Annotated in this window: 20 protein-coding genes; 13 read left to right on the forward strand and 7 right to left on the reverse strand. The window is 35.3% G+C overall.

The window, feature by feature from the left end; translation table 11 throughout:
• Positions 1-53: 53 nt before the first annotated feature.
• From ACZZZI_RS02050 to ACZZZI_RS02060, 3 genes are all read right to left on the reverse strand, one after another.
• Positions 54-722: an MCP four helix bundle domain-containing protein gene (locus ACZZZI_RS02050; protein ID WP_424057079.1), complete on the reverse strand. Its 669-nt coding sequence runs from the start codon at positions 720-722 to the stop codon at positions 54-56.
• A 386-nt stretch (positions 723-1,108) separates the two neighbouring features.
• Positions 1,109-2,542, reverse strand: coding sequence for an ATP-dependent DNA helicase (locus tag ACZZZI_RS02055; protein ID WP_316761047.1), 1,434 nt, complete (start codon positions 2,540-2,542; stop codon positions 1,109-1,111).
• A 327-nt stretch (positions 2,543-2,869) separates the two neighbouring features.
• Entirely contained in the window at positions 2,870-4,009 is a 1,140-nt protein-coding gene (locus tag ACZZZI_RS02060; RefSeq protein ID WP_344766037.1) for a putative sensor domain DACNV-containing protein, read from the reverse strand.
• A 262-nt stretch (positions 4,010-4,271) separates the two neighbouring features.
• On the opposite strand from ACZZZI_RS02060, the gene ACZZZI_RS02065 reads away from it, so the two are divergent.
• The 5 genes from ACZZZI_RS02065 to ACZZZI_RS02085 all read left to right on the forward strand — a co-directional run bounded on the left by ACZZZI_RS02065 (position 4,272) and on the right by ACZZZI_RS02085 (position 7,721).
• Complete coding sequence (locus ACZZZI_RS02065; RefSeq protein ID WP_316761042.1) at positions 4,272-5,078, forward strand: DUF3822 family protein; 807 nt, start codon at positions 4,272-4,274, stop codon at positions 5,076-5,078.
• Complete coding sequence (gene rsmD / locus ACZZZI_RS02070; protein ID WP_316761041.1) at positions 5,069-5,605, forward strand: 16S rRNA (guanine(966)-N(2))-methyltransferase RsmD; 537 nt, start codon at positions 5,069-5,071, stop codon at positions 5,603-5,605. The genes ACZZZI_RS02065 and rsmD overlap by 10 nt, the downstream gene beginning before the upstream one ends.
• A gap of 366 nt (positions 5,606-5,971) precedes the next feature.
• A complete protein-coding gene (gene coaD, locus ACZZZI_RS02075; protein ID WP_316761040.1) occupies positions 5,972-6,433 on the forward strand; it encodes a pantetheine-phosphate adenylyltransferase in 462 nt (153 codons plus the stop codon).
• 186 nt (positions 6,434-6,619) lie between these two features.
• Positions 6,620-7,123, forward strand: coding sequence for an RNA polymerase sigma factor (locus ACZZZI_RS02080; protein WP_316761035.1), 504 nt, complete (start codon positions 6,620-6,622; stop codon positions 7,121-7,123).
• Positions 7,113-7,721 (forward strand): hypothetical protein, encoded by a 609-nt coding sequence (locus ACZZZI_RS02085; RefSeq protein WP_316761032.1) that lies wholly within the window; start codon positions 7,113-7,115, stop codon positions 7,719-7,721. Before ACZZZI_RS02080 ends, ACZZZI_RS02085 begins: the two co-directional genes overlap by 11 nt.
• A 101-nt stretch (positions 7,722-7,822) precedes the next feature.
• Here the strand turns inward: ACZZZI_RS02085 and ACZZZI_RS02090 are convergent, their stop codons facing one another.
• Complete coding sequence (locus ACZZZI_RS02090; protein WP_316761029.1) at positions 7,823-8,434, reverse strand: NUDIX hydrolase; 612 nt, start codon at positions 8,432-8,434, stop codon at positions 7,823-7,825.
• On the opposite strand from ACZZZI_RS02090, the gene pyrE reads away from it, so the two are divergent.
• The 4 genes from pyrE (at position 8,433) to ACZZZI_RS02110 (ending at position 15,251) form a co-directional block, all read left to right on the forward strand.
• Positions 8,433-9,098, forward strand: coding sequence for an orotate phosphoribosyltransferase (gene pyrE, locus ACZZZI_RS02095; protein WP_316761026.1), 666 nt, complete (start codon positions 8,433-8,435; stop codon positions 9,096-9,098). The two genes, ACZZZI_RS02090 and pyrE, sit on opposite strands and share 2 nt — an antisense overlap.
• A 33-nt stretch (positions 9,099-9,131) precedes the next feature.
• A complete protein-coding gene (locus ACZZZI_RS02100) occupies positions 9,132-9,530 on the forward strand; it encodes an SRPBCC family protein (protein WP_316761023.1) in 399 nt (132 codons plus the stop codon).
• Positions 9,531-9,916: 386 nt separating this feature from the next.
• Complete coding sequence (gene clpB, locus ACZZZI_RS02105; RefSeq protein WP_316761019.1) at positions 9,917-12,517, forward strand: ATP-dependent chaperone ClpB; 2,601 nt, start codon at positions 9,917-9,919, stop codon at positions 12,515-12,517.
• Between the two features lie 202 nt (positions 12,518-12,719).
• The gene (locus tag ACZZZI_RS02110) at positions 12,720-15,251 is read left to right on the forward strand and encodes a hypothetical protein (protein WP_316761016.1); all 2,532 of its coding nucleotides are present in this window, start codon (positions 12,720-12,722) and stop codon (positions 15,249-15,251) included.
• 300 nt (positions 15,252-15,551) lie between these two features.
• Here ACZZZI_RS02110 and ACZZZI_RS02115 read toward each other — a convergent pair whose 3' ends face one another.
• Positions 15,552-16,754 (reverse strand): MFS transporter, encoded by a 1,203-nt coding sequence (locus tag ACZZZI_RS02115; RefSeq protein ID WP_316761011.1) that lies wholly within the window; start codon positions 16,752-16,754, stop codon positions 15,552-15,554.
• A gap of 93 nt (positions 16,755-16,847) precedes the next feature.
• Here ACZZZI_RS02115 and ACZZZI_RS02120 point away from each other — a divergent pair, with 93 nt between their 5' ends.
• Both ACZZZI_RS02120 and ACZZZI_RS02125 read left to right on the forward strand, forming a co-directional pair.
• Positions 16,848-17,405 (forward strand): NADPH-dependent FMN reductase, encoded by a 558-nt coding sequence (locus ACZZZI_RS02120; RefSeq protein ID WP_316761008.1) that lies wholly within the window; start codon positions 16,848-16,850, stop codon positions 17,403-17,405.
• Between the two features lie 309 nt (positions 17,406-17,714).
• The gene (locus tag ACZZZI_RS02125; RefSeq protein WP_316761007.1) at positions 17,715-18,317 is read left to right on the forward strand and encodes an outer membrane beta-barrel protein; all 603 of its coding nucleotides are present in this window, start codon (positions 17,715-17,717) and stop codon (positions 18,315-18,317) included.
• Between the two features lie 91 nt (positions 18,318-18,408).
• Here the strand turns inward: ACZZZI_RS02125 and ACZZZI_RS02130 are convergent, their stop codons facing one another.
• Positions 18,409-20,061 (reverse strand): M28 family metallopeptidase, encoded by a 1,653-nt coding sequence (locus ACZZZI_RS02130; RefSeq protein WP_316761005.1) that lies wholly within the window; start codon positions 20,059-20,061, stop codon positions 18,409-18,411.
• A 261-nt stretch (positions 20,062-20,322) separates the two neighbouring features.
• Here ACZZZI_RS02130 and ACZZZI_RS02135 point away from each other — a divergent pair, with 261 nt between their 5' ends.
• Positions 20,323-20,829, forward strand: a complete 507-nt coding sequence (locus tag ACZZZI_RS02135) for a GNAT family N-acetyltransferase (protein WP_316761003.1) — start codon at positions 20,323-20,325, stop codon at positions 20,827-20,829.
• A 93-nt stretch (positions 20,830-20,922) separates the two neighbouring features.
• On the opposite strand, the gene ACZZZI_RS02140 is transcribed toward ACZZZI_RS02135, so the two are convergent.
• On the reverse strand, positions 20,923-24,321 hold the full coding sequence (locus tag ACZZZI_RS02140; protein ID WP_316761001.1) for a TonB-dependent receptor: 3,399 nt from the start codon (positions 24,319-24,321) through the stop codon (positions 20,923-20,925).
• A 537-nt stretch (positions 24,322-24,858) separates the two neighbouring features.
• On the opposite strand from ACZZZI_RS02140, the gene lpdA reads away from it, so the two are divergent.
• Entirely contained in the window at positions 24,859-26,247 is a 1,389-nt protein-coding gene (lpdA, locus tag ACZZZI_RS02145; protein WP_316760999.1) for a dihydrolipoyl dehydrogenase, read from the forward strand.
• Positions 26,248-26,351 lie beyond the last annotated feature (104 nt).

A 26,351-nucleotide genomic window follows, 5' to 3' on the forward strand; every position in this document is an offset into this window, starting at 1 on the left:
CACGGATCTATAGAAAATCTTCCGTGTTTATCTGTCAAAATCTGTGGTTAATTTTAATTCAAATTGAATTTATCGTTCTGAATTTTAACTGCATTTGATGCAGAAACAATAGAAACGATCATAATTCCGATTATAATTGCTAAAATCCCCTGAAAGGTTGAGTAAATTTTGGTTCCAGAAACAAAGATTTTAGAATCTTTAATCAATTCATCCCCAACATTCGATTGAATTTTTATCAATGCAGATAGCTTATCTAAAGTTTTACCAGCTGCATTTCTACCAATCGCTTCATAAACTTTTTTACCATCGGCAATTGCCAGGTTCAGTATTCTATTTTCGATTTCTTGTTGAGCAGAAAGTGCTTCTTTTAAATCTTTTAAAAAACCCTTTTCTTGTTTTACTAAAAAGGTTAATTCAAATTTATTAATTACCGAATCTATAGTGCGGTTGTGCTTATTAATTTTTGAAATATTAACAGATTGATGAACTGCATTTTCGGCCATAGCATCTTGAAGAATGGCACTTTTATGGTACAAGTTTTCGGCAATAAAGTATAAATCTGTAGCAGGCACTAAGCGATCATTATACATAGAAATAAACGATTCATTTATTTTCTTAACACTTTTATCTTCTAAAAAACGAATAAGTAAAGTACAACACATGATGCAAAAAAGCAGAAAAGCTATTTTTAATTTGTTTTTAAGACTAAATGCGAATTTCATAGTATGACTTGGTTATTTCTAAAATGTAGTTAGAATATTTAAAAAATAATTAACTATCTGTTCGATATCCTAATATTGTTACCATATAAAAAATTTAAAAACACAACTAAGATGTTCTTACAAACCTTAGATGGTAAAATTCTAATTCAAAACGAACATCTAAAATAATTTCTCTGCCTGCTTGATATAATAATGCCAGTAAAAAATCTAAAAACATAAACTAAGATGTTCTTACAAACCTTAGATGGTAAAATTCTAGTTCAAAACGAACATCTAGAATAATTTCTCTACCTGCTTGATATCTTATGCAAGTAAAAAATTTAAAAACACAAACTAAGATGTTCTGACAAACCTTAGATGGTAAAATTCTAATTTCTGTTAAAAAATTAAAAGTAATCCTCCTGTGCTGTTTTAGCAAAAAGCTGTGGCGCAAAATTCACTAAATATAGCTCTTTTTTTGCTCGGGTTACTGCAGTGTATAACCAGCGAAGAAAATCTAAATCGATCATTTCTTCCGTTAAATAACCCTGATCAGCGAAAACTGCATCCCATTGCCCACCTTGCGCTTTGTGGCAAGTTACCGCATAAGCAAACTTAATTTGCAAAGCATTATAAAACGGATCGGCCTTAATCGCCAGCATTCTTTGTCTTTTATTAGCGATATGTTCATAATCCTCATTTAAGCCATCAAAAAGCTTTTTATTTTGTTCGTAGGGTAAATTAGCCGATTCTAAATTCAAAGTATCTAACATTACTTTACAGCTAATTTGTCCAGCGGCTGGAAAATCCAAAAACTCTAATGTAGCATCTGCAAAGCGGAAACCATATCGTTCTTCTTCACCCCTTACCCGAATTACCTTAGCCATATCGCCATTGGCAATAAAAGCCGTTTCTTCATTATCGGGCAGCCAGAAATAATTATTCCTAACCACCATAATCTGGTCGCCACCAGTTAGTTCCTCTTCTCGATAAAGCAATCGGGCTCTGATTTGCTGGTTATAAACATTAGCCGATTTATTAGAACGACAAACCACCAGGGTATTTTCTATCCCAAACTTGCGGTAAGCATACTCCAAACCCTCTACCAAACGAGCACCCGCCATATTGTAAATATCTTTGTAGTTCTTCGTCAGAAATTTAGGCAAAGGTTTTTCTGGATTCCTCGAAATCTGATTTCTTAGCATGGTTGCATTTGCTAAAATTCCCGACTTCTTTTCCTGCCGAACAACTTCCTTAAGCTCTACCGAACTGATATGCAAAGCAAATTTATCTTTTAAATACTGTTCGTTTAATGCAGGGCTATCCAAGCTACCAACAGGTGGTAATTGTGCCGTATCGCCCACAAAAAGCAAAAAACAGTTTTTCTTATTGTAAACAAATTCCAGTAAATCTCTTAAAATCGAAGAACCAGTTTCATTAAATTCATCGGCAATCATCGAAGCTTCGTCGATAATAAAAAGGGTATTTTCCGATAAATTTGGAGCAATTTGAAATTGCATTTCTGGCGATGCCGCAGAACGCTTTCTATAAATTCTTTTATGAATGGTTAATGCTTTTCTATAAGAATATTGGCTCATTACTTTCGCCGCACGCCCCGTTGGCGCCAATAATTCACTTCTCAAATTAAATTTAGCCAACACTTTTACTAAAGCCGCAACCGAAGTTGTTTTACCTGTACCAGCATATCCCTTCAACACAAAACACTTATATTCATCATCCTCTTGCAAAAACCTCGACATGCGCTCGCAAAAAAGCAACTGCTCTTTGGTTGGCGTATGTTCATAAGCTTGGGCAATTAGTTGACTTTTATCGATGTACATGTATTATTGAATGATTTTATTATTAAATTGTTTTGAATAGCAGCTGTTTTAATTATTTGAAAAGCAATTTACCGTTCTTATAGGATTCATCAGTCCGTCTTTCCGCTTTATCTTTTAAAAACGTCTGTCATTCTGAAAAACAAAGTGGCTGCAGTTTAAAAGTATACCGCTTCAATACGGTTTAATTGGCAAAGACAATAGCTCTTTTAAAAGCCACCTCCAGCAAAATGCATAAAATATCCTAATTAACGAGGCCAATAACCCCCAAATAAAAAACTGCGCTTTATTCTTTGAAAATCTAAGAGAGAATGTAATGCACCAAACTAATTACAACAACAGCGTTTCAATCCTATGTGCCATTACCATATCCTGCTTGGTACTCCAGCTAAAAATCGTAAAATGACCATCCTGCGATGCGACTAAACCAATAGCTTGCGGCTGATCGTTAACAAACTGTGCAACAGAAAAATGTCTTGTGCCGCCCAATTGCCCTGGGTATAAAATTTTATCTTCGCCACCAACAATTGGCTCTGAAAAAGCAATTTGCTCAACAGTGGGTTTCCCTTTCGCACGACCGATTTTTGCACCAAAAGCGATTAAATCAAACTCTTCATTAATTATTGTCGCCCCATCTACAGCGGTTAAACCAGCTAAATGGTCAACCTCCCTACGAACAGCTCCCTGCGAGAAAATCTCACTCTGGTTTCCACTTTGTTTGGCTAAGTTAGATAAGCCACAGAACGGTGGTTCTACCAAATACTGTATTGGATGAATAATGGATTCGGCCCATTTCTCATCGCCCTTAGGCACAATTAATAAAGCGCCACCCCTACCGTGCGCCCGCATAGAAACGGCAAACTGTATAAGGATATTTATCGGATCGTTCCAGCTGGCTAATACCGTTAAATCAAGTAAAGCCTTTAAAATCGGCGGACAATCGCGGTTTGTACAACTGGTATCATCAACAATTCTAATTTGCTCTCCTTTTAAAACAGCCACATTAGTAAATTTGCCAATACCATAAATCCTGCGGTGTTTAATTACAATTAAACCAGGTTCAGAAACATCTACCACGAAACAAAAATTTGGAATATTTAAAGTAGTACCCCAAATGTAAAGCTCACCATCCTCTTCCCATACCCCTAAGTGAATACCCGAACGTTCTATTCCAGGAGCAATTTTAGTTAAAGTGTTCGCATTTAAAGCCAATCGCTTTGCAAAATGAAGCGGTTTAGAAGTTTGCGATGGAGGTAAAAAGGCAATTGAAATGCGTGGAGAATGACCTTCCTCCTTACGCAAGCTGCTCCAAAAGGCCACATCAATTATAGCTTCAATTATATTTTTATTAGGTTGAGTAGCCAAATCTATCTCGCCTTGTTCTATTGCATTTTTATGCAGTCTAACAAAATGCTGTTCAATTGTTGCGGCAATGGTGTTTGCAGCTTTATAAGTAGGCTTGTAACTCATGTTTCGAATTTAAGCTGAATATTTTGATTTTTTGATAGACGAAAGGTTTGATTTTGGTAAAAAGATTTATTGGAGTTTTAGCCACAGATTTACATAGATAAACACAGATTTTCATTTGGATTCTCAAGCAATAGTTTGTCATTTAACAATTTGTCACCGAAAATAATAAAACTGATCTGTGTTACTCCTTATTATCTGTGGATTATTTCTTTTGTATGTTTTAGCTTGCAGTTAATCCTTAAAAAACTCTATTTTTGTTTCAATGAGTAACAACAGCCTTTTATTAGTTAATCCAAATTTTAAAGCTGATGCATCTGCTAACTGCCATTTATTGTTAAAAATAACAAATGATAGCTTTTCGTATGCTGTAATAAACAAAGATTCGGATGAGATTAATGTAATTTTTGATAAGCAGGGTTGCGAGGATGTGCAGCAAGATTTAAAAAATGCTTTCGAAACAGATACCTACTTATCACAAAAGTATGGTACAATAAAAGCTGCCGTTCATACTTCAAATTTTATTTTTGTTCCTAACGAGTGGTTTGATGCGGATAATTTATCGGTTTATTCAAATTTCTTAATTTCTGAAGGTAAAATTCATACCAAAAGCCATAATGATTTAGGTTTTAACACGGTATTCTCAGTAAATAAAAATGTAGAAGAAGAGCTGCCTGAGGAAGTAATTGTTTATTCTCAATCTTCGCCCTTGTTGGCGTTATTTGGCCAAATCAATACTGATGCTTTATTAATTGATTTTACTGCATCATCATTTAACTTACTGTGCATAAAGGATAAGAAAATTAACTTCCAAAATCATTATCAGGCCGAAACGGTAGATGAATTTAATTACTTTTTGCTATTAATAATAGAACAACTAGGCTTAAATGATACTATCCCAGTTTATTTGCAAGGCATTATTAATGAGGATGATGATTACTACAATACCCTTTTAAAATATTTTAACAATCTTTATTTCTTTCTTCCTGCCGGAAAACAAAAAAGTGAGTTATTGGCCGATATGCCTCAACACTATTTCAGCGGATTACTTGCTTTAGATTTATGCGAATAATTGGTGGAAGGCTAAAAGGAATCCGTTTGCAACCGCCAGCAAACTTACCTGTTCGCCCAACAACAGATATGGCGAAAGAGGCCTTATTCAACATATTAAACAACAAATTTGATTTCGATAGTTGTTCTGTTCTCGATTTATTTTGTGGAACAGGAAATTTAACCTTTGAATTTGCTTCTCGAGATGCTGAAAGTATTTTAGCCGTAGATATGGATTACGGCTGTGTAAACTGGGTCAAAACAACGGCTAAAAAGTTCGAATTTAATCAGGTTGAAGTACGTAAGGGTGATGTTTTTAAACTGCTAAAACAAATGACAGGCGCTTACGATTTAATTTTCGCCGACCCACCATACAATATGCCCAACATTCCTCAAATCCCAGTAATGGTTGCGGCGCAGCAATTGCTTAAACCTAATGGTTTGCTGGTTGTAGAGCACCAAAGTAATATGAAATTAAACAGCCAGCCTGGTTATACCGAAACCCGTAAGTATGGCAACTCGTCGTTTAGTTTCTTCGAGTTTAGTTAATGTAAAAAACATTAAATTTTCGCAAAGAACGTAAAGCCAGACCATTAATAATATTGTCGTCTTTTGGCCGAAGTGGAGAACCACGAACTGCTCAGCGAGCTAAATCTTTCTACTATGAATTTGTAGCTGACGCAATTGAAAAAACGATAATGATGAACAAGCTTTACATTATGAGTTTAGCGAATGTATTAAGATTGCTTCGCAACTCGCCGTGACGAAGTAGGAAAGCTTTGCGGTTTAATCTTTCTCGTTTCCGCTTAAAAATCTATATTTGAATTGTGAAACCATCATGCTTTTTGCCTTCATCATAACTTTAAAACAAAAACCATTATAGCTTCATCACCAATCAAAAACAATTCAAAACTGATGAAAATAGCGCTATTTCCAGGTTCATTCGACCCAATAACGATTGCACACGTTAACATTCTACAACGTGCTACTCCCCTTTTTGATAAGATTGTTATTGGCATTGGATTAAATAGTTCTAAGCAAAATTTTCTTACAGCCGAACAGCGTTTACAAATTTTAGAAACCGTTTTTAACGGCTATGAAAACATCGAAATTAAAACTTACGAAGGCTTAACCGTCGATTTTTGTAGAAAGATTAACGCAACTTATATGGTTCGGGGTATTCGCTCCGCATCAGATTTTGAATATGAAAGAGCCATTGCACAAATTAACCAAACTATGATGCCTGAAGTAGAAACAATTCTACTTTTAAGTAAACCAGAATATTCGGCGATCAGTTCTACGATTGTTCGTGATATTTTAAGAAACCATGGCGATGTTAGTCCTTTTGTACCGAAAGAGGCTTTGAGCTTTCTATAAATTTCTTGCTTACCAGACAGACAAAAATATTTTTCGAGTTAAACTGTAACGTTTTAAAAAATCGGTTACCAATTGAGTATATAAAATGATTTTATGAAAACTCGAAGGGTAGAAAATTTTAGTACAGCCGCATATATCTTTGGTTTTAATGATTAGTATTTGTTTAGCGTACCTAAAATGCTTTGAATGAAAGAAACTGAAACGATATTTCTCACCCTGATTAATCAACACAAGGCCATCATACATAAAGTTTCTAAAATGTATATGAACCAAGTTGAAGAACAGCAAGACTTGTTTCAGGAAATCGTAATGCAACTTTGGAAGGCTTATCCAACATTTAAGGGCAACAGCAAATTCTCTACCTGGATGTATCGGGTAGCTCTGAACACCGCTTTAGTCTATTTCAAAAAAGACAAACGAAAAGTGGATAAGACTCCGCTTGATGAGAACATCGATATCATAGACGTAAATGAAAGCGAGTTAAAAGAAGAGAAGCTTGCTTACCTATATAAAGCGGTTCAAGAATTAAATTCGATAGAAAAAGCATTGATATTTCTTTTTCTGGAGAATCAATCGCACAAAGAAATTGCCGAAAATTTAGGTATAAGTGAAGTAAATGCCCGTGTAAAACTGAACAGAACTAAAGAGAAATTACAATTCATTATAAAAAAAAATGGTTATGAATTTTGACGATTTAAAAAACGAATGGAATGCCGACAATGCAGAAGCAAACAATGTTTCTGAGGCTATGCTTAAGGTTAAAGAGGCTCGAACTCCAATTGATATTATTCGAAGAAAAATGAAGCATGAATTCAATTACCAGATTGTGGCGTTGGTTATAATGGCTTTGTTACCATATTGTTTCAATTTTTCGGCAAACATGAAGCATATATATTTAGCCTTCTATGCCATAACTTGTGGTTTTACAGCCTATTATTTTCTCAAATTCTACCGTTTTTATAAAAACTCTTATGATATGAGTTTGGATAGCCGAAAAAGCATTCTTTGGTTTTATTACGAAATGAAGCTAAATATTGAACTTTATAAGGCACTAACCTACATTGTCGCTTTTATAGGGTTTGCCTTTATCGCTATTTATTTATTCGTAGAAAAAGCCTCCATATTTGCTAGAATAGTAGGCAAACTCTCACCAGTTTATATTTTATTAAACTGCTTTATATCTATATTGATTATTGGTGTAATAACCGAATTATGGGCCTGGTATTATTATGGAAAATACCTTAAACGTGTTCAGAAAGTGGTTGATGAATTGGATTTTGAAAATTAAAAATTAAGTCGTCATTTCGACTGAAGCATCGAAAAGTGGAGAAATCTTTTAAAATACTTCAAAGATTTCTCCACTAGTCGAAATAACGATAAGCTTAAAGTTTATAAAATTCCACCTGTCCTCAATACATCCATTATCGATGGAAAAGTATTTTTAATTACAGGTGAAATGTGATTTTTATCTAACCAAACTGCTTCATCAATTCCTTCTTCTTTTTGAGGAACTAATTTTGGTTCACCTTTAACCTTCATTTTGTACCAATTGGTTTTTTTAATTACCATTTTCGATCCCATTGGATAAACGTGATAAGTTTTGCAAAGCTTCTCTTCACGCTTGAAAACTTTGATTCCACATTCCTCTTCAACCTCTCTTACGGCAGTTTCTTTCATGTTTTCGCCGTATTCCAGCTTACCTTTTGGTAAATCCCACTTCTTATTTCTAAAAATAAAAAGATAATTTCCATTGGCACTTTCTACCAAGCCGCCAGCAGCTTTAATGATTTCGCAGTTCTTTTTAAGCTTCTTAAATGTTTCCTTTGGGTTTTTAGTAAGGAAAATGTAGCTTTTTTTAGACCCATTTTTCAGTTTTTTGTAAAAAGTTTGCAAATCAAAATCCTGTATTTCAAGCTGTTGAATTTTTTCTTTTTGTTCTGGTAAAACATCTGAGATAAACAAAGTGTTATCGTTGATATAAATTCTGTAATTTTGGGCCATGTATAATAAAAGTGATATTGAATTAAAGGTAGCGGAATTTTTATTACAAATAAAGGCAATTAAATTACAACCTAATAATCCTTTTACTTGGGCTTCTGGTTGGAAATCGCCAATCTATTGTGATAACCGAATTACCCTTTCCCATCCTCAGGTTAGAACTTACATTCGTCAAAAACTTGCGCAAGCAATTCAGGAAGAATTTGGTTCGGTAGATGTTATTGCTGGAGTTGCAACTGCTGGAATTCCGCAAGGTGTTTTGGTTGCACAAGAATTAGGATTGCCATTTATATATGTCAGAGCAAAAGCTAAAGAACACGGAACAGGAAGTTTAATTGAAGGAGAAGTTGTAGAGGGCCAACGTGTAATGGTAATTGAAGATTTAATTTCTACAGGCAAAAGTAGTTTACAAGCTGTTGAGGCTTTAAGAAATGCAGGCTTATCAGTTGCTGGTTTAGCTGCAATTTTTACTTATGGCTTTGAAAAAGCTGATGAAAATTTTGCTGAAGCTAAATGCCGATACCTAACTTTATCTAATTATGCTGCTTTAATTGATTATGCTGCAGAGCACAGTATTATTGCTAAAAGCGACATGGAATTATTAGGTAAATGGCGTTTAAACCCAGCAGAATGGGGCCAAAATCAGGTTTTAAATTCAGAATCGTAAGGTAAAATTCCCTAACCCAAATATATTTAACCAATGACAATTATTGAAAGTGCCGTAGAAGTTAACAAACCAGTTGCTGAGGTTTATACATTCCTTGCAAATATGAACAATCATCAGGAATTAATGCCTGAGAATATTTACAATTGGGATTCGACCGAAGATGAAGCACGTTTTACCATTCAGAATATGGCTAAACTTGCAATTAAGATTTCAAATCGTGTAGAAAACCAAGAACTTACTGCTATCCCTACAGAAAAAGCACCATTCGATTTAGAGTTGAAATGGACTGTTAAAGACAACGGAAACGGTACTACAACTGCTAAGCATATAATATCAGCAGATTTGAATATGATGATGAAAATGTTGGCTTCTGGTCCGCTTCAAAAATTGGCTGATCACCAGACAGAAAAGTTAAAAGAAATTTTGGCATAGAATATTGTTAATTATTTGATTGTTAAATTGTTTAACAATCAACAAAAATATCAAAGAGCATCTGCAAATAAAACGCAGATGCTTTTTTTATGCGCTATGGTTTATCGTAAATAGGTACACAAGCCAGCCCGCATAAACCCGATTGGAGCGGCATATTTTTGTTGTAATCCTGAGCGTAGTCGAAGGACAACAAAAAAAAAAGCGGAAAGCGGGGCTGCAGAATCAAAAGCACAGTGCAAATGCTTTCCAATTCAAAATTAAGACAAATTTTCAGCACAAAACACTATTAATCAGTAAATTAGTCATATTAAAAATATTCTTACCGACAAAATTTCCGATTATAAAATCAAAATTGATATGGCATTTGTTTTGATTTAAAGGGAAATATGAACTTCAACAATTTTACAATAAAAGCCCAGGAAGCAATTCAACAGGCTTCCGAAATAGCTCAGGGCAATCAGCAGCAGGCTATTGAAACGGCACACCTGTTAAAAGGTTTGCTTACTGTTGATGAAAACGTAGTTTCTTATGTTTTAAAGAAATTAAACGTTAATCTTAATTTACTTAATCAAAAATTAGATGCAGATATTGCAAAATTTCCGAAAGTTAGCGGAAGTAATGTCTATTTGTCATCGAACACCAATAATGTTTTACAAAAGGCACAATCATTTTTAAAAGAATTTAAAGATGAATTTGTTTCTGTTGAACACCTACTACTTGGAATTTTAGCCGTTAACGACAGCACTTCGAATCTATTAAAAGAACAAGGCGCTAACGAAAAAGATCTTAAAAAAGCAATTATAGAGTTACGTGGCGACAATCGTGTAACCGATCAAAATGCAGAGGCAACCTATCAGGCTTTGGGTAAATATGCTCGTAATTTAAATGAATATGCCGAAAGCGGAAAGCTTGACCCTGTTATTGGTCGAGATGAAGAAATTCGTCGGGTGATTCAAATTTTATCACGTAGAACAAAAAATAATCCGATTTTAATTGGTGAGCCTGGTGTTGGTAAAACTGCAATTGCAGAAGGAATCGCCTTCAGAATTATAAAAGGCGATGTACCTGAAAACCTAAAAAGCAAAGTTGTTTACTCTTTGGATATGGGTGCGTTAATTGCAGGTGCAAAGTATAAAGGCGAGTTTGAAGAGCGTTTAAAAGCCGTAGTTAAAGAGGTTACGCAGAGCGATGGTGATATCATTTTGTTTATCGATGAGATTCATACTTTAGTTGGTGCAGGCGGTGGAGAAGGTGCGATGGATGCGGCAAATATTTTAAAGCCAGCACTAGCTCGTGGCGAATTGCGTGCAATTGGAGCAACAACGTTAGATGAGTATCAAAAATATTTAGAAAAGGATAAGGCTTTAGAACGTCGTTTCCAGAAAGTAATGGTTGAAGAACCAGATACGCAAGATGCAATTTCAATTCTTCGTGGATTGAAAGAGCGCTACGAAACCCACCACAAAGTTCGAATTAAAGACGAAGCTATTATCGCTGCTGTAGAAATGAGTCAGCGTTATATTTCTGATCGTTTTTTACCAGATAAAGCCATCGATTTAATGGACGAAGCGGCTTCGAAACTGCGGATGGAAATGGATAGTGTACCAGAAAACGTGGATGCGCTAGACCGAGAAATTATGCGTTTAGAAATTGAACGCGAAGCCATTAAACGCGAAAAAGACGATAAAAAAGTTAAAGAGCTTTCAGAAGAAATTGCAAACTTATCTGCAGAGCGTGATGAATTAAAGGCAAAATGGCAAGGTGAAAAAGATTTGGTTGATAACTTAAACAACCAAATGGAATTGATTGAGCAATACAAACTGGAAGCTGAGCAAGCTGAACGTGCTGGAGATTATGGTAAAGTTGCCGAAATCCGTTACGGAAAGATTAAGGAAGCACAAGATACTTTCGAAAAGCTTAAAACTAATTTAGAAAATCAGCAGAGCGATAGCAGAATGCTCAAAGAAGAGGTAACCGCCGATGATATTGCTGGTGTGGTTGGCCGTTGGACAGGCATTCCTGTTACTAAACTGATAGCGAGCGAACGCGAAAAGCTTTTAAATCTGGAAGCAGAATTACACCAACGTGTTGCTGGGCAGGATGAGGCTATTGAAGCCATTTCTGATGCCATTCGCCGCTCTCGTGCAGGTTTACAAGATAAGCGCAAACCAATTGGCTCGTTTATATTTTTAGGAACAACAGGAGTTGGAAAAACTGAATTGGCTAAAGCATTGGCTGAGTTTTTATTTAATGATGAGAATGCGCTAACCCGCATTGATATGAGTGAATATCAAGAGCGCCATGCAGTATCACGCTTAATTGGAGCGCCTCCAGGATATGTAGGTTACGACGAGGGCGGACAATTAACCGAAGCGGTAAGACGTAAACCTTATTCGGTTGTATTGCTCGATGAAATTGAAAAAGCACACCCAGATGTGTTTAACATTTTGCTGCAGGTTTTAGATGACGGCCGCTTAACCGATAATAAAGGCAGAACGGTTAACTTTAAGAACACGATCATTATCATGACATCGAATATCGGAGCGCATTTAATTCAGGATAATTTTAAAGATTTAAATGATGAAAACCGTGATGAAGTTATTGCTAAAACTAAAAACGAATTATTCGAAGTTTTGAAACAAACCATTCGTCCAGAGTTTTTAAACCGAATTGATGAGCTGATTATGTTTACGCCACTAAACCGTAACGAAATAAGAGATATTGTGAGCTTGCAGTTTAAGCATGTACAACAAACGCTGGCAGAAATGGGTATAGAGATGGATGCATCGCCAGAAGCTTTAGATTGGTTGGCACAACTTGGTTACGATCCTCAGTTTGGCGCTAGGCCATTAAAACGTGTAATTCAAAAACGAATTTTAAATGAATTATCGAAAGAGATACTGGCAGGCAAAATTGATAAGGAGAGCAAAATTAAGTTAGATATGTTTGATCATAATTTTGTGTTTCTGAATCAGAATCAAGGCTAACAAAAGCACTTTAAAATCCCTCAGAATGAAATTTTGGGGGATTTTTTTTGTGCAATTGTGAGGTGCCTAACTTCGGCCATCTTCCTTTATAAAATAGCAAATACGAAAACATTGTTCTTTACCAATGTGATCTGTTTATAACCAGGGATTTACATCCATTTTATCGAAAGAAAGTTGTATTTTAGATTACAGCTTTCTCCCTATGATAAATCTTCGCTCTACTCCCATTTCATTTTTTCTTTTACTATTTCTTTGCTTCAGACAAATAGCTTTTGCACAAGAGCCGACATCGAATGCTAAACTTATCGCTCAATACGACAGTGCCAGAACCGTTGCCCCAAGAGAAAAAATATACGTACACCTAGATAAAGCTATTTTTGCGCCACAAGATACTCTTTGGTTTAAGGCCTATTTGGTTGATGCGACCACAAACGTTTTCTCTAAAATTAGCGGATTAATTTATTTTGATATGTTTGATGCCAATGGTACCTTAATCGAAACCATTTGTGTACCTACTGCTATGGGTGTTGCCTGGGGTGGCATTGCGCTAAAACCCGATGCTTACAAAGCTGGAAGCTACACCTTTAGAGCTTACACCAATTGGATGCAGAATTTTGGAGATGCCTATATATTCAAAAAGGAGATCAAAATTCTGGATTTCATTAAAGACGAGAATGTTTATCAACTTGATAAAAAACCCTTGCCAACCCCCAGAAAGATTAGTGCAAGAACCATAGAAAAAAGTAAAGATATTGATATTCAATTTTTACCCGAGGGTGGAAATTGGAAAGCAGATCGCATGCAAAAAATGGCATTTAAGGCTGTTAATTATGCGGGAAAAGGAATAGAAGTTACGGGAGAAATTTTCGATTCTAAACAGAATAAAATATTAGATTTTAAATCGAATAATAAAGGAATGGGTTATTTTATGATGGTTCCAATCCTAAACGAAGCCTATACGGCAACCATAAATAGCACTGAAATAACTAAAACGCAAAATCTCCCTAAATTAGCCAGTTCTGGTGCGTTTTTACAAGTAAATAACTCTTATGGTTCAGATGGCCTGGCCATTAACGTAGATTCGGATTTACCTGAACAGGAAATTACAATGATTGGTCAATCGAAGGGAGTTGCTTGCTTCACTGCAAAGTTTATCTCGGGCAAAAAATACAAAACCGTTTATGTTCCCAAAAGTCTTTTTCCTAGAGGGATTTGTCAAATTTTATTAATGGATGGTAAAAACCATGTTCTTAATGAAAGAAATTTTTTTATAAACAGATCACAAGACTTAATTATCCAACCATCAACCTCAACTTCAGTTTACGGATTACGTGATAGCATTTGCGTAAATATACAGGCATCAGATTTCGAAAAAAAACCAATATCAGGAACTTTTTCGGTAGCTGTAACGGATGACAACCAGATTCAAAAAGATAGTTTAAATGATAATAATATTTTAAGCCATTTATTACTAGCCTCCGATTTAAAAGGTGAGATCGAATCGCCAGGATATTATTTTAATCATTTCGATGAGCAAAAACATAATGACTTAGAAGCCTTGGTACTTACCCAAGGTTGGATCAAATACAATTGGGAATTAGATAAAAGGCCATTATTTAAGGCCGAAAAAGAATTTACAATAAGTGGTCGGGTAACCAATATAACTAACAAACCTGCAATAAATGGGCAAATACTTTTACTGGGTATGAAGAAACCTATATCGATAATGGAAACCAGAACAGATAGTAATGGAGTATTTATTTTTAGAGATTTTCCTGTACTCGATAGTGCTGCTTTCGTTGTACAAGCTAAAAATGCGAAAGGCAAAGTCGGCACCTTGGGTATTGAATTAAACGAATTTCAGAGTGCTCCATTCTTAATGACTGCAAAAAATAACCTGACAAACTATGAAGAGCCTTTAGATAGCATTTCTAAACAATTTATTGCGGCAAAAAATGAAGAATATGAAGCTTCGTTTAAAAGTGGTATTATTTTAAGAGAAGTTAAAATTACTGGAAAAAAGACCATTAAAGGTTCCAAAAATTTAAATGGTGACGGAAACGCAGATATTACTTTAACAGAAAAAGACCTCGATAAGGTTGCTAAAAAAACGCTTGGCGATGTGCTTAAAGAAAATATAAAAGGTTTACATGAATCCGTTAAACCAAAAACAGGTTTCCAGCTTTATAAAGTAAATGGATCTATCTTTAAAATGATTATCGACGGAGTTGAAGTCGATTATTTTTTTACCAATTTTGATCCTACTTCTAAAACGGAATATTTACAGTTCATAAAAAGTTATTTTGATTATTACAATGCGGAAGATATTAAAGGGATTGAAATTATGACAAGTGGCAAAAATGTAAATAATTACATTAAACAATATGAAGATCCCTTTACGGTTGAAACCTATGTATTTGTTGAAGTTACCACAAGAACTGGGAGTGGGCCATTTTTAAGAAAATCGTCTAACATGTTCAAATATAACCCACCAGCTTATGGCGATAATAAAGAATTTTATAGTCCAAAATATACAGATCAGAATAAGGGAAATAAAAAGCCAGACTACCGTTCTACCATTTACTGGAATCCACATATTTTGACAAATGAAAAAGGCATTGCAAATTTTTCGTTCTTTTCGGCTGATAAAAAAGGTTTTTACACGGTATGGATTGAAGGTTCGGATATGAATGGAAATTTTGGAATGAAGGCCCTGAAGTTAGAAGTAAAATAAATTTCAGTTTATAAAAAATATTAACTTAATTCAACTAATCTTGCTATTATATCGTATTCATTAGGTAATTATGTTTACCTAATTTTCAACTTAAACAGTTTATTATCTGCTGATATAGCTTGCAACTCAAATAAACAAACCGAAGGTGTGTCTACATTAATTAATAAAGTGCAGAACACATCTTTCAATCTTAGCTATCAGGGATTCATCGACAATTTAAGGTTTAAAATTTACATACTTTTTTAAAGTTTTTTTCGAGATTTTATTAATGATATCCCGTCGTTAATTTGGTGGGCTATCTTATTTTTTCTTCGTTTCTATATTTGGTAGAAAACCCGTTAACAAACCGATAAGAGGCAGAAATGCGCAGATAGAAAATACATATTCTATTCCTTTAGAATCGGCAAGCTTACCTAAAAGCGCTGAACCTATGCCCCCCATACCAAAAGCAAAGCCAAAAAATAAACCCGCTACAAGCCCAACTTTTCCTGGTATCAATTCTTGTGCATAAACTAAAATTGCAGAAAATGCAGAGGCTAAAATCATCCCGATAGGAACAATTAAAACCCCGATCCAAAATAAATTTGCATGGGGAAGTAAAAGTGCAAATGGCGCTGTTCCTAATATCGAAGCCCATATTACATATTTACGGCCTATTTTATCGCCAATCGGCCCACCCAACAAAGTACCAGCAGCAACTGAGAACAGAAATACAAATAGATAGATTTGTGAGGTTTGTACAGATACATGAAACTTATCAATTAAATAAAATGTAAAATAATTAGTTAAGCTAGCCATGTAGAAGTATTTTGAAAAAATAAGCAATAACAAGATACCTACAGAGAAAATAACTTTACTCCTCGAAAACTGATTTACTACAGATTGAATATTAACTTTTTTGCTTCTGGCAAGCACAAAACCTTTATACCAATTGCCAACATAACTTAAAACAACAATTGCCAAAAGAGCGATTGCAGAAAACCAGATAACACTAAATTGCCCATAAGGAACAATTATCCACGCAGCCAGTAAAGGCCCTAAGGAACTCCCAGCATTGCCACCCAACTGAAATACAGATTGCGCCAAGCCCCGTTTACCTCCTGATGCGGCATGGGCCATTCTTGAGGCTTCTGGATGGAAGATTGATGACCCAACCCCGATCAAAGCAACAGAAATTAACATGGTGTAAAAATGTACAGACTGAGAAAGTGTAATCAAACCGATAAGCGTAAACCCCATACCAATTGCCAATGAATATGGCTGAGGCTTTTTATCGGTATAAAGCCCTACAAAAGGTTGTAACAAAGAAGCTGCCAGCTGAAAGGTAAGGGTAATTAAACCAATTTGAGAAAAACTTAAATGGTAACTAGTTTTTATAATCGGATAAATAGCTGGAATTAATGATTGAATTGTATCGTTAAGTAAATGCGAAAAACTTAATGCAAAAAGTATTGGGAAAACAGTTTTTTCAATTAAAGCCTGAGAATTGGAATTATCGTTCATAAATTATTAGATATAAGCCAAAGTTAACATTTGATATTTTTATCGACACACGAATCAATAAAAACTTTTAACTCCATTATTGGTTATTTAACTATGGAAAAGAATGGTAAAATTGTTGGCCTTTGTGGAAGCTTTAGAAAAAATTCGTACAATGCAATGCTACTAAAAGTGGCAGGGAGCTTATTGCCAGATGGAATAAACTTTGAAATTGTTTCTTATGATGATATTCCTATTTACAACGCCGATCATGATATACCAGAAGTAAGCGATCGACCTGAATCGGTTAAAAAATTTAGAGATACGCTTGCCACTGCCGACGCCTTCATAATTGCATCTCCTGAATATAATTATTCTATTCCTGGCGGCTTAAAGAATGCTATAGACTGGGCAAGCCGTGGAAAAGATTCCCCTTTAATGCACAAACCCGTGGCATTAATTGGAGCAACCCAGGGAATGTGGGGAACTGTTAGAATGCAAACCGCATTTCTGCCAGTTTTTACTTTTTTAAATATGAATCCTGTTTTACAGCCTGAAGTTTTAATCGCACAAGCGCAGAATAAATTTGATGAAAATGGAAATTTAACTGACGATAAAACCCTCAGCATCATCAAAATAAAGCTAGAAAATCTAATTTCGGCCTGCCGCGTTTAATTTAATTGCGGTAGCCCTCCTGCCAAATGTGCCATTTAAAAATCTGACATTTATACAAAAAAAGTCAGCTTGTCAATTTCTGACAGTCGCAAAAATTAATCAATCGATTAATTTTAAGTCACAGTAAAATAATATTGAATTAACACCAAATTTATATCTAATTACTAATAAGATAGTTATCCAAAAACTGATTTTTTAGTGACTTTATTAATGTTTTTTGGCACAGGTATTGACTTTTAGCCAAATATAGTCAGAAATTAAAAAAGTAAAAATTGACTATAATTTTTAAACAAATAAATAATAAAAAAGATGAAAAAACTATTATTATCGTTAGTAGCAGTTGCAGGTTTAGTTTATGGTGCAAATGCACAAACAGAAAAAGGAAAAGTAATTTTAGGTGGTAGCGTTGGTTTTAATTCAACTAAAGTAGAAGGTGCAGCAAAATCAGATGTTAGCTTTAACATCATTCCAAGTGCAGGCTATTTTGTAGCTAACAATTTCGCTATTGGTACAGGCGTAGGCTATACATTTGATAAACAAGTTAGTCGTTTAACTCAAAACGAAGCATTTGTAGTTGCACCATTCGGTCGTTACTATGTTGGTTTATCAGATCAGTTCAAATTCTTTGGTCAGTTATCTGTACCAATGGCGTTCGGTTCAAATAAAGTTGTAGCTCCAAATGGTGATGCAGGTGCTAAAGTTGCTTCTACTACTTCAATTGGTGTAAATGTAGCTCCAGGTTTTGCATTCTTCCCTACTAAAAGAATCGGTATCGAAGTTTCTGTTAATGGTTTAGGTTACCAAAACTTCCAGGTTAAAAACGAAGCAAGTGGCGCTAAAGTAACTTCAAACTCATTCGGTTTAGAAGCTGATACATTTGCTCCAAAATTAGGTGTAATGTTCCACTTCTAGAACTAAAGTATAAATTCAACAAAAAAATCCCAGCCTAGGCTGGGATTTTTTTTAGGTTAAATTTTATCCTATAACGTGTAAATTGCTCTTTTTATTTCTGCTCTCTTATCGCTTTAAACTCCGAACCCGCTTTCCATTTTGGATAAGTACTTTCATTACTTAGCCTATAACCCATATCAAATAATAATCTCACATCTTCAATAATGCCCGATAAATCCCAGGTTTTGGCATCGAAATTATCTTGAGGAGAGTGGTAACGATTTTTAGTAAAATCAGCAACCTGTTTCAAACCCCAATCTCTACCGTTTTTAATATTATCAACACCAGAACCTGTAAACAACGAAGGCACACCAACTTTAGCAAGGTTAAAGTGATCAGAACGATAATATAAACCTGAAGATGGAACTGGATCAGGTACTAAAACACGACCTTGTTTTTTAGCTGAAACCGCAGCATAATCTTCCAATTCAGACTGACCGAAGCCATAAACCACAATATCTTTAGTTTTGCCCGCAATTCCCATCATGTCCATATTAATATTGGCAACCGTTTTGGCTAATGGAAATGTAGGATGCTTAGCATAATATTCTGATCCTAACAAGCCCTGCTCTTCAGCAGTATAAGAAATAAACAGAATGGTTCTATCTGGATTTTTCGGTAACTTTTTAAATGCCAAAGCAATTTCAAATAAGGAAGCTACCCCTGTTGCATTATCTACTGCCCCGTTGTAAATAGAATCGCCTAAAACTTTTTCACCAATACCTAAATGATCCCAATGTGCAGAGTAAATAATGGCTTCATTTTTAAGCTTATCACCAGGAATTGAAGCCAAAACATTATAAGTAACTGATTTTTTAATTTTATTTTTAACTGTTAACGAAGTTGTTAAATTCAAATCAACTGCTTTAAAATCCTTTTTTCGGGCATTTGAAACTAATGCATCAAAAGACTGACCGCCCAAAGCAAACAATTTCTTCGCTACATCTAAACCGATCCAGCCTTCAACCACAGTTCTGTTCATGCCGTTATCTGCCGATTGCAATTGCAGCTTTGATTTAGACCAGCCACTGCGAACAACGGTCCAAGGATACGCAGCAGGTGCCGTATCGTGAATAATTAAAACGCCAGCAGCACCTTGTCTCGAAGCTTCTTCAAATTTATAAGTCCAGCGACCGTAATATGTCATGTTTTTGCCTTTAAACAATGTTGAATCAGCAAAACCAGGATCGTTAATCATAACCACGACTGTTTTTCCTTTTACATCCAAATTTTTGTAGTCGTTCCAGCCATATTCGGGTGCTACAATACCATAACCAGCAAAAACCAGCGGAGAATTTTTAACACTTACCTCGTTTTGAACACGCCTGGAACCTGCAACAAATTCTGTCAGATAATTTAGGGCTATTTCTTTCGAACCCGATTTAACAAGCATTTTCTCATCTGGAGTCGATTTGATTTCCACCATCGGTACCTCCTGAAAATAACTATCGCCATTGCCAGGCTTTAAGCCTAATTTCTCGAATTCTCTTTTTAAATAGTTAATGGTTTTCGTTTCGCCATTGGTAAAGGGTTTTCTTCCTTCTAAACTATCTGCCGCAATAACCGATAAATATTGGCTAAGGCTAATGTCGTTAATTGCCCTTATAGCCGTAGAATCAGGTGCTTCAGCCGTATGTTCTCCCGATTGTTTGCAGGCAGAAATACAAAAAGCTAAAGCTGATAAGTAAATCAGCGTTTTTTTCATAAATTTTAATTTGATTCGTAATATTAAGGAAATAAGTTCAAAATAATCTTAAACAAGTTATTGCTAAAGTTTAAACGCCTAATTTTTTGGGTTGAGCTGAGTAACTCGTTAGACAACTATTTAAATCATTTTATACAAAGCATTAAACAAAAGGAATTTAGGAGCCTCGAACTTAAAAAAGTACAATTGCAATCGTACAACTTTTTACTTTGTGTTATATTCGTTTAACAGAATAATGAAACATTAGATTTATAATTTTAAATGGAGATAAGACCAGCAGACAAACAAACCGACTTTGACAAGATTTGGGAAATTTTTGAAAATGTGATTTCGACAGGCGACACCTATGTTTTCGACCCAAATACACCAAAGAGCAGCTTAGATAAACATTGGTTTGCCGAATATATGAACACATTCGTTGCTATAGATAACGGCGAAATTTTAGGGACTTATATTATTAAGCCAAACCAGATTGACCTGGGTAACCATATTGCCAATTGCAGTTATATGGTAAATCCAAAGCATCACGGACGAGGTACAGGAAAACTACTTTGCGAACATTCTATTCAATTCGCCAAAGACAATGGATATTTAGGCATACAATTTAACATAGTGGTTAGCACGAATGAAGGTGCTGTAAAACTGTGGGAGAAATTTGGCTTTGATATTATCGGCAAAACACCGAAGGCGTTCAGACACAAAACACTAGGCTTTGTTGATGCTTTTATAATGTATAAAGACTTAACTGATGCAGCTATAACCAAGTAGATACATTTTTGTAAAAAAGCAATTTCAAAATACTATTAAACAAAAAAAGTCCCGATGAAAATCGGGACTTTTTATTTTATACTAAGTTAAGTATTAGTTAAAGTTATAACGAACTCCAAACTGCATGTAGTAAGTAGAAGAAATCGTTTGTGATGTACCAAAAGTATCTCTAACAATATCACCTTGTGCTGCACCTAAGATAAATGTTGGTTTTGTTGTTGCTGTGATTGAACCTGCATTTTGAGGAACCAAAATATTAGCATTGTTTACAAAATTTACATTACCCCATTTACGGTTTAACAAGTTACCTACGTTAAAGATATCGGCAGTAAATTCAAAGCTATTTTTAGATTTACCAAAGTTTTTGAATACTTGTTGCGTAATTCTTAAATCGAATTGATTTCTCCAAGGAGATTTAGCAGCATTACGTTCTGCATATTCACCTCTGTGCTTGCTTAAATAAGGATCTTGAGAAATATAAGCATCAAAAATCGCAGCTTGTTCAGCAGCAGTATATGATCTTGGATATGCTCTAGTAACAGTAGCAGTACTTACTAAGTTAGCTGGAATAGCAACAAAATTCATTTCTGATACGTCCTTTGGAATATAAATTAAATCATTTCCATTAACACCATCTCTGTTGTAGTCAGCACCATAAATGTATGAATATCTTCCTTGTTGAGACCCCTCATAAAATAATGAGATTGAAGTAGAAAGGTTTTTCAAATATTCTTTTTTATAAGAAATATTAGCGATAATACGATCTGGGTTTAAGTTTTGAGAGTAACTTAAAGTAGGTGTATTGGGGTTTGTTGAAGTAGCTGGAATAGACCATAAGTTACCTAACTGATCACCCGCTCCATCACCATAATTACGTTGATCTGAACGAGTATAAGCAACCATTGCAGAAACACCATTTGAGAATTGTTTAGTCAATTGACCAGTAACTTGCCAGTTATAACCTCCTTTTGAGTTAGTCATTTCTGTAACGTTTAAAGCAGTAGTTCCGTTTAATGTTGGAATACCAGCACTGTTAATATCAACCACTTGTCTTCCAGCAACTGAGTTTGGATATAATGGTCTGTTATCTGGGAAACCTGTAATATTGGTTGTTGTTGGGTCAACTAAGTTGATGTTTCTTGCAACAGCAACATTTAAGTCCTTACCGTAAATACCTTCTAAAGTTCCGACAATACCGAATGGTAATTTAACATCAAATGCTAAACTTGATTTCCATGTTTGAGGGAATTTTAAATCTGGCGACATTACACTAATTGTTCCTGGGATACTAGTACCGGCAGCTGGCTTAGTAGCAGTAAGTAATTGTGGTGCAATACTTGGGCTAAATGAAGGAACAGCTCCACCATTAGTGCTAGAATAAGTTTGTAAATATTGTAATAAACCAGCATCACTAGATTGAGATACAATCCATACGAAAGGAACACGACCTGTGAAGATACCTGAACCACCACGTACTTGTAATGAACGGTCACCGTTTACATCCCAGTTAAAACCAAATCTTGGAGAGTAAGAAATTCTGTTTTCTGGCAATACGCCAGTATCAACTTTTCTGCCATCTGCGAAAGTTTGTGCAGCAACTAATGGGTGTGTTAAAATACCTGGAGAATTAGGATAAGTTGCTTGTTCGAAACGAATACCTGCAGTTAATTTTAAACGATCAGTTACGGTAAACTCATCTTGTAAATAAGCTGAATATTGAGCGAACTTAAAGCTTGGGAAAGCCTGAGAACCATCAGCAGTTAAAGGATAAGTTACTGAATATTGTAATGGTTTTGCCCCATTTTTGAAATCATCCCATGATTTGAAAGAGTAGAAACCTGTTCCGAAACGTTGGAAACCATTTGTTGTAGTGCTTAATTCAGCTTGTAAACCTAAAGTAATGTTGTGTTTACCTAATGCTAAACTTAAATCATCGCTATAGGTATAACCTTTAACATCTCTTAAATTACCATAAGTAAATGGCTCATAACCAAAAGTTGTTAATACGTTGCCTGCGTTTGCAGAAGTTGCTGTTTGCGTACCATCTAATATATCTACTAAAGGAAAAGGAGAGCTATCAGAATTACGAGGGTCATTTTGGTGTGAATAAGTAACACGAGCTACGTTAGTAAGCTTACTACCAAAGTTTGAAGTCAACTCAGCTACTGCAGAGTATAAATTAGCTGCCTGATAATAGTTAGAGTTGAAAAAAGGTAAACCTGCATTATTGGCAGTACCAGATCTTGCATTATTATAAGCTAAAACACCAGTAACAGCAGAGTTAGTTACAGATGTACTAGCAGATGATGGACTTTGACTTTCTACTTGGTTATAACGTACACTAAAACGATGATTTTTAGAAATGTTCCAATCTAAACGAGCGAACATTTTTTCGTTATCACTCACATTTGAATAGCCTTGGTAAGGACCAGTAGCATAACCATAAGTGTTTAATAAATAAGAAGAAACTTCATTTAAGAAGGATGCAGAAGCCTGAACAACAGTGTTAGGAGAACCAGGAGCACCATAAGCTAAACCTGGAGTTGAAGCAATTCTGGTCGTTCCAGGCTGAATCGTATGTTTTTTCTCGTAGTTAACAAAGAAGAATAATTTATCCTTAATAATTGGACCACCTAAACTAAAACCATAATTTTTCTCATCTAATTTTTGGATAGCTGCATCAGGAATTCTATAAGTTTCACCAATTCTTTTACCTTGATTTTCTTCGCCACGCATTGTATAAAATGCATTACCTTGGAAGGTATTTGTGCCTGAACGCGTAACTGCACTTACAGAACCACCAGTAAAACCTGTTTGACGTACATCGTAAGGCGTAACGTTAATAGAAATTTGCTCTAACGCATCAATAGAAATTGGAGAACCACCAGCTGGGATATTCTGGCCGATACCAAATTGATTATTAAAGTTCGCTCCATCTACAGTAAAGTTGTTCGAACGATAGTTACCACCACCAATTGAAGTACCATTTGCCTGTGGCGTTAAACGAGTTAAATCGTTGACACTACGAGTAATGGTTGGTAATGATTGGATTTGCTGTCTCGCAATGACAGTAGAGGTTCCATTTTTATTTGAATTTAAAATGCTGTTAGCGCTTTGACCAACAACTTTTACTTCAGATAAAGTTGAACTGTTATCCACTAAAGTTAAGTTTGCCACGAAAGGCTCACCTATCTTCAAATAAACTTCTGATAATTTAGTTGGCTTATAACCAACAAAGCTCACTTCAATTGTGTAAGGACCACCAACACGCATAGCACCAATGGTAAAGCGGCCATCGTTGTTCGTTTGAACAGCATAAACCGTACCTGTTGGAGTGTGGACGGCTTTAACGCTTGCACCAGGTAAAGAGCCAGAGGCATCTTTAATGGTTCCTGTCATAGACGACGTTGTAACCTGTGCATTAACACTTAAGTTAATACCTACAAACGCCACGATAACAAGTACTAATCTTAAAAGTAAAGATTTCTTCATACTTTGATTTTTTAATTTGTTTTTTGTTGAATAATAAATCGGGAATGATTTTAATGGTGCAAATGTAATTATTAATTTTTAACACATTTTAACATCCAATGTTAAATTATTATTAATTATCACAAAACTTTTCAACAATTAACACTGCTTATAAGCCTTTAACTTTCAGTTTATCAACAACTTGATTCTGATTATAAAAATAGCGTAATAATTACCGCTCAAAACCCCCAAATTTTCGGTCATTATAAAGTTATTGTAAGGAATTTTTCATTTATCGTTTATTAACAAACATTTTTTTAGTTTTGGCATTGAAAGAGAAGTAACATTCTCTAAATTGTAATGCTAAAGCAGAAATGCTGCAAAGCGAGGGAAATCTTCTCATAAGAGCCTTCTCCTATTCGGAGCTTACAAAACAATTAAAAAGCAAACCTATTTGAAATAGATACGAACTGACTATAATTATCCATTCATTTTAATGATGATTTTTAATTATGGTATGCTCCATCTGACAGGTAAAATATAAATTAAAAAAAACAGATGAATTACGACGTTATTGTTTTAGGCAGCGGCCCAGGTGGTTATGTAGCTGCAATCAGAGCTTCTCAATTAGGACTAAAAGTTGCAATTGTAGAGCGTGAATCTCTTGGTGGCATTTGTTTAAACTGGGGTTGTATCCCAACCAAGGCACTTTTGAAAAGTGCTCAGGTTTTCGAATACATTAATCACGCTGCTGATTACGGAATTACAACTGCTGAAGCGACTGCAGATTTTGCAGCTGTTGTTAAACGTAGCCGTGGTGTTGCCGATGGTATGAGTAAAGGCGTTCAGTTTTTAATGAAAAAAAATAAAATTGACGTAATTATGGGTACTGGTAAGGTTAAACCAGGAAACAAATTAGAAGTTAAAGGTGCTGATGGTTCTCAAAAAGAATTAACTGCAAAAAATATTATTATTGCTACTGGAGCTCGCTCTAGAGAATTACCAAACTTAAAACAAGACGGTAAAAAAATTATTGGCTACCGCCAGGCAATGGTTTTACCAGAATTGCCAAAAAGTATGGTAGTTGTAGGCTCTGGAGCCATTGGCGTTGAGTTTGCATATTTCTATGCGACCATGGGAACTAAAGTTACAATTGTTGAATTTATGGAGAACGTTGTTCCTGTAGAGGATGAAGACGTTTCTAAACAATTACTACGTAGCTTGAAAAAAGTTGGCATCGATGTAATGACTTCAGCTTCTGTTGAAGCGGTTGATACAAGTGGCGCTGGCTGCAAAGTTTCTGTTAAAACAGCATCTGGAATGCAAACGATCGAAGCAGATATCGTATTATCTGCAGCTGGTATTGTTGCAAACATCGAAAACATAGGCTTAGAGGAAACAGGTATCAAAACTGAAAAAGGTAAAATCGTTACAGACGAATTCTATAACACTTCAGTTAAAGGTTATTATGCAATTGGTGATGTTGTAGGCGGACAAGCTTTGGCTCACGTTGCATCAGCAGAAGGAATTATCTGTGTTGAAAAAATCGCAGGTCAGCATGTTGAGGCATTAGATTATAACAACATCCCAGGCTGTACTTATTGCACACCAGAAATTGCTTCTGTAGGTTACACCGAAAAAGCAGCTAAAGCAGCTGGTTACGAATTAAAGATTGGTAAATTTCCTTTCTCTGCATCGGGTAAAGCCAGTGCAGCTGGAGCAAAAGATGGTTTCGTTAAATTAATTTTCGACGCTAAATATGGAGAATTATTAGGTGCTCACATGATTGGTGCGAATGTTACAGAAATGATTGCAGAGATTGTGGTTGCCCGTAAATTAGAAACTACCGGCCATGAAATGATTAAATCAGTACACCCACACCCTACCATGAGCGAAGCCATTATGGAAGCTGCCGCTGATGCTTACGGAGAAGTGATCCACTTATAAGCTGAAAGGCAATAGGTTTAAGCTTAAAGGTAAACCTAAAAGCTAATTAAAAACAAAATAAGAAAACCCTTTAGTTAGTTCTAAAGGGTTTTCTTATTTTAGGA

The sequence above is a fragment of the Pedobacter sp. AC190 genome (assembly GCF_979258025.1).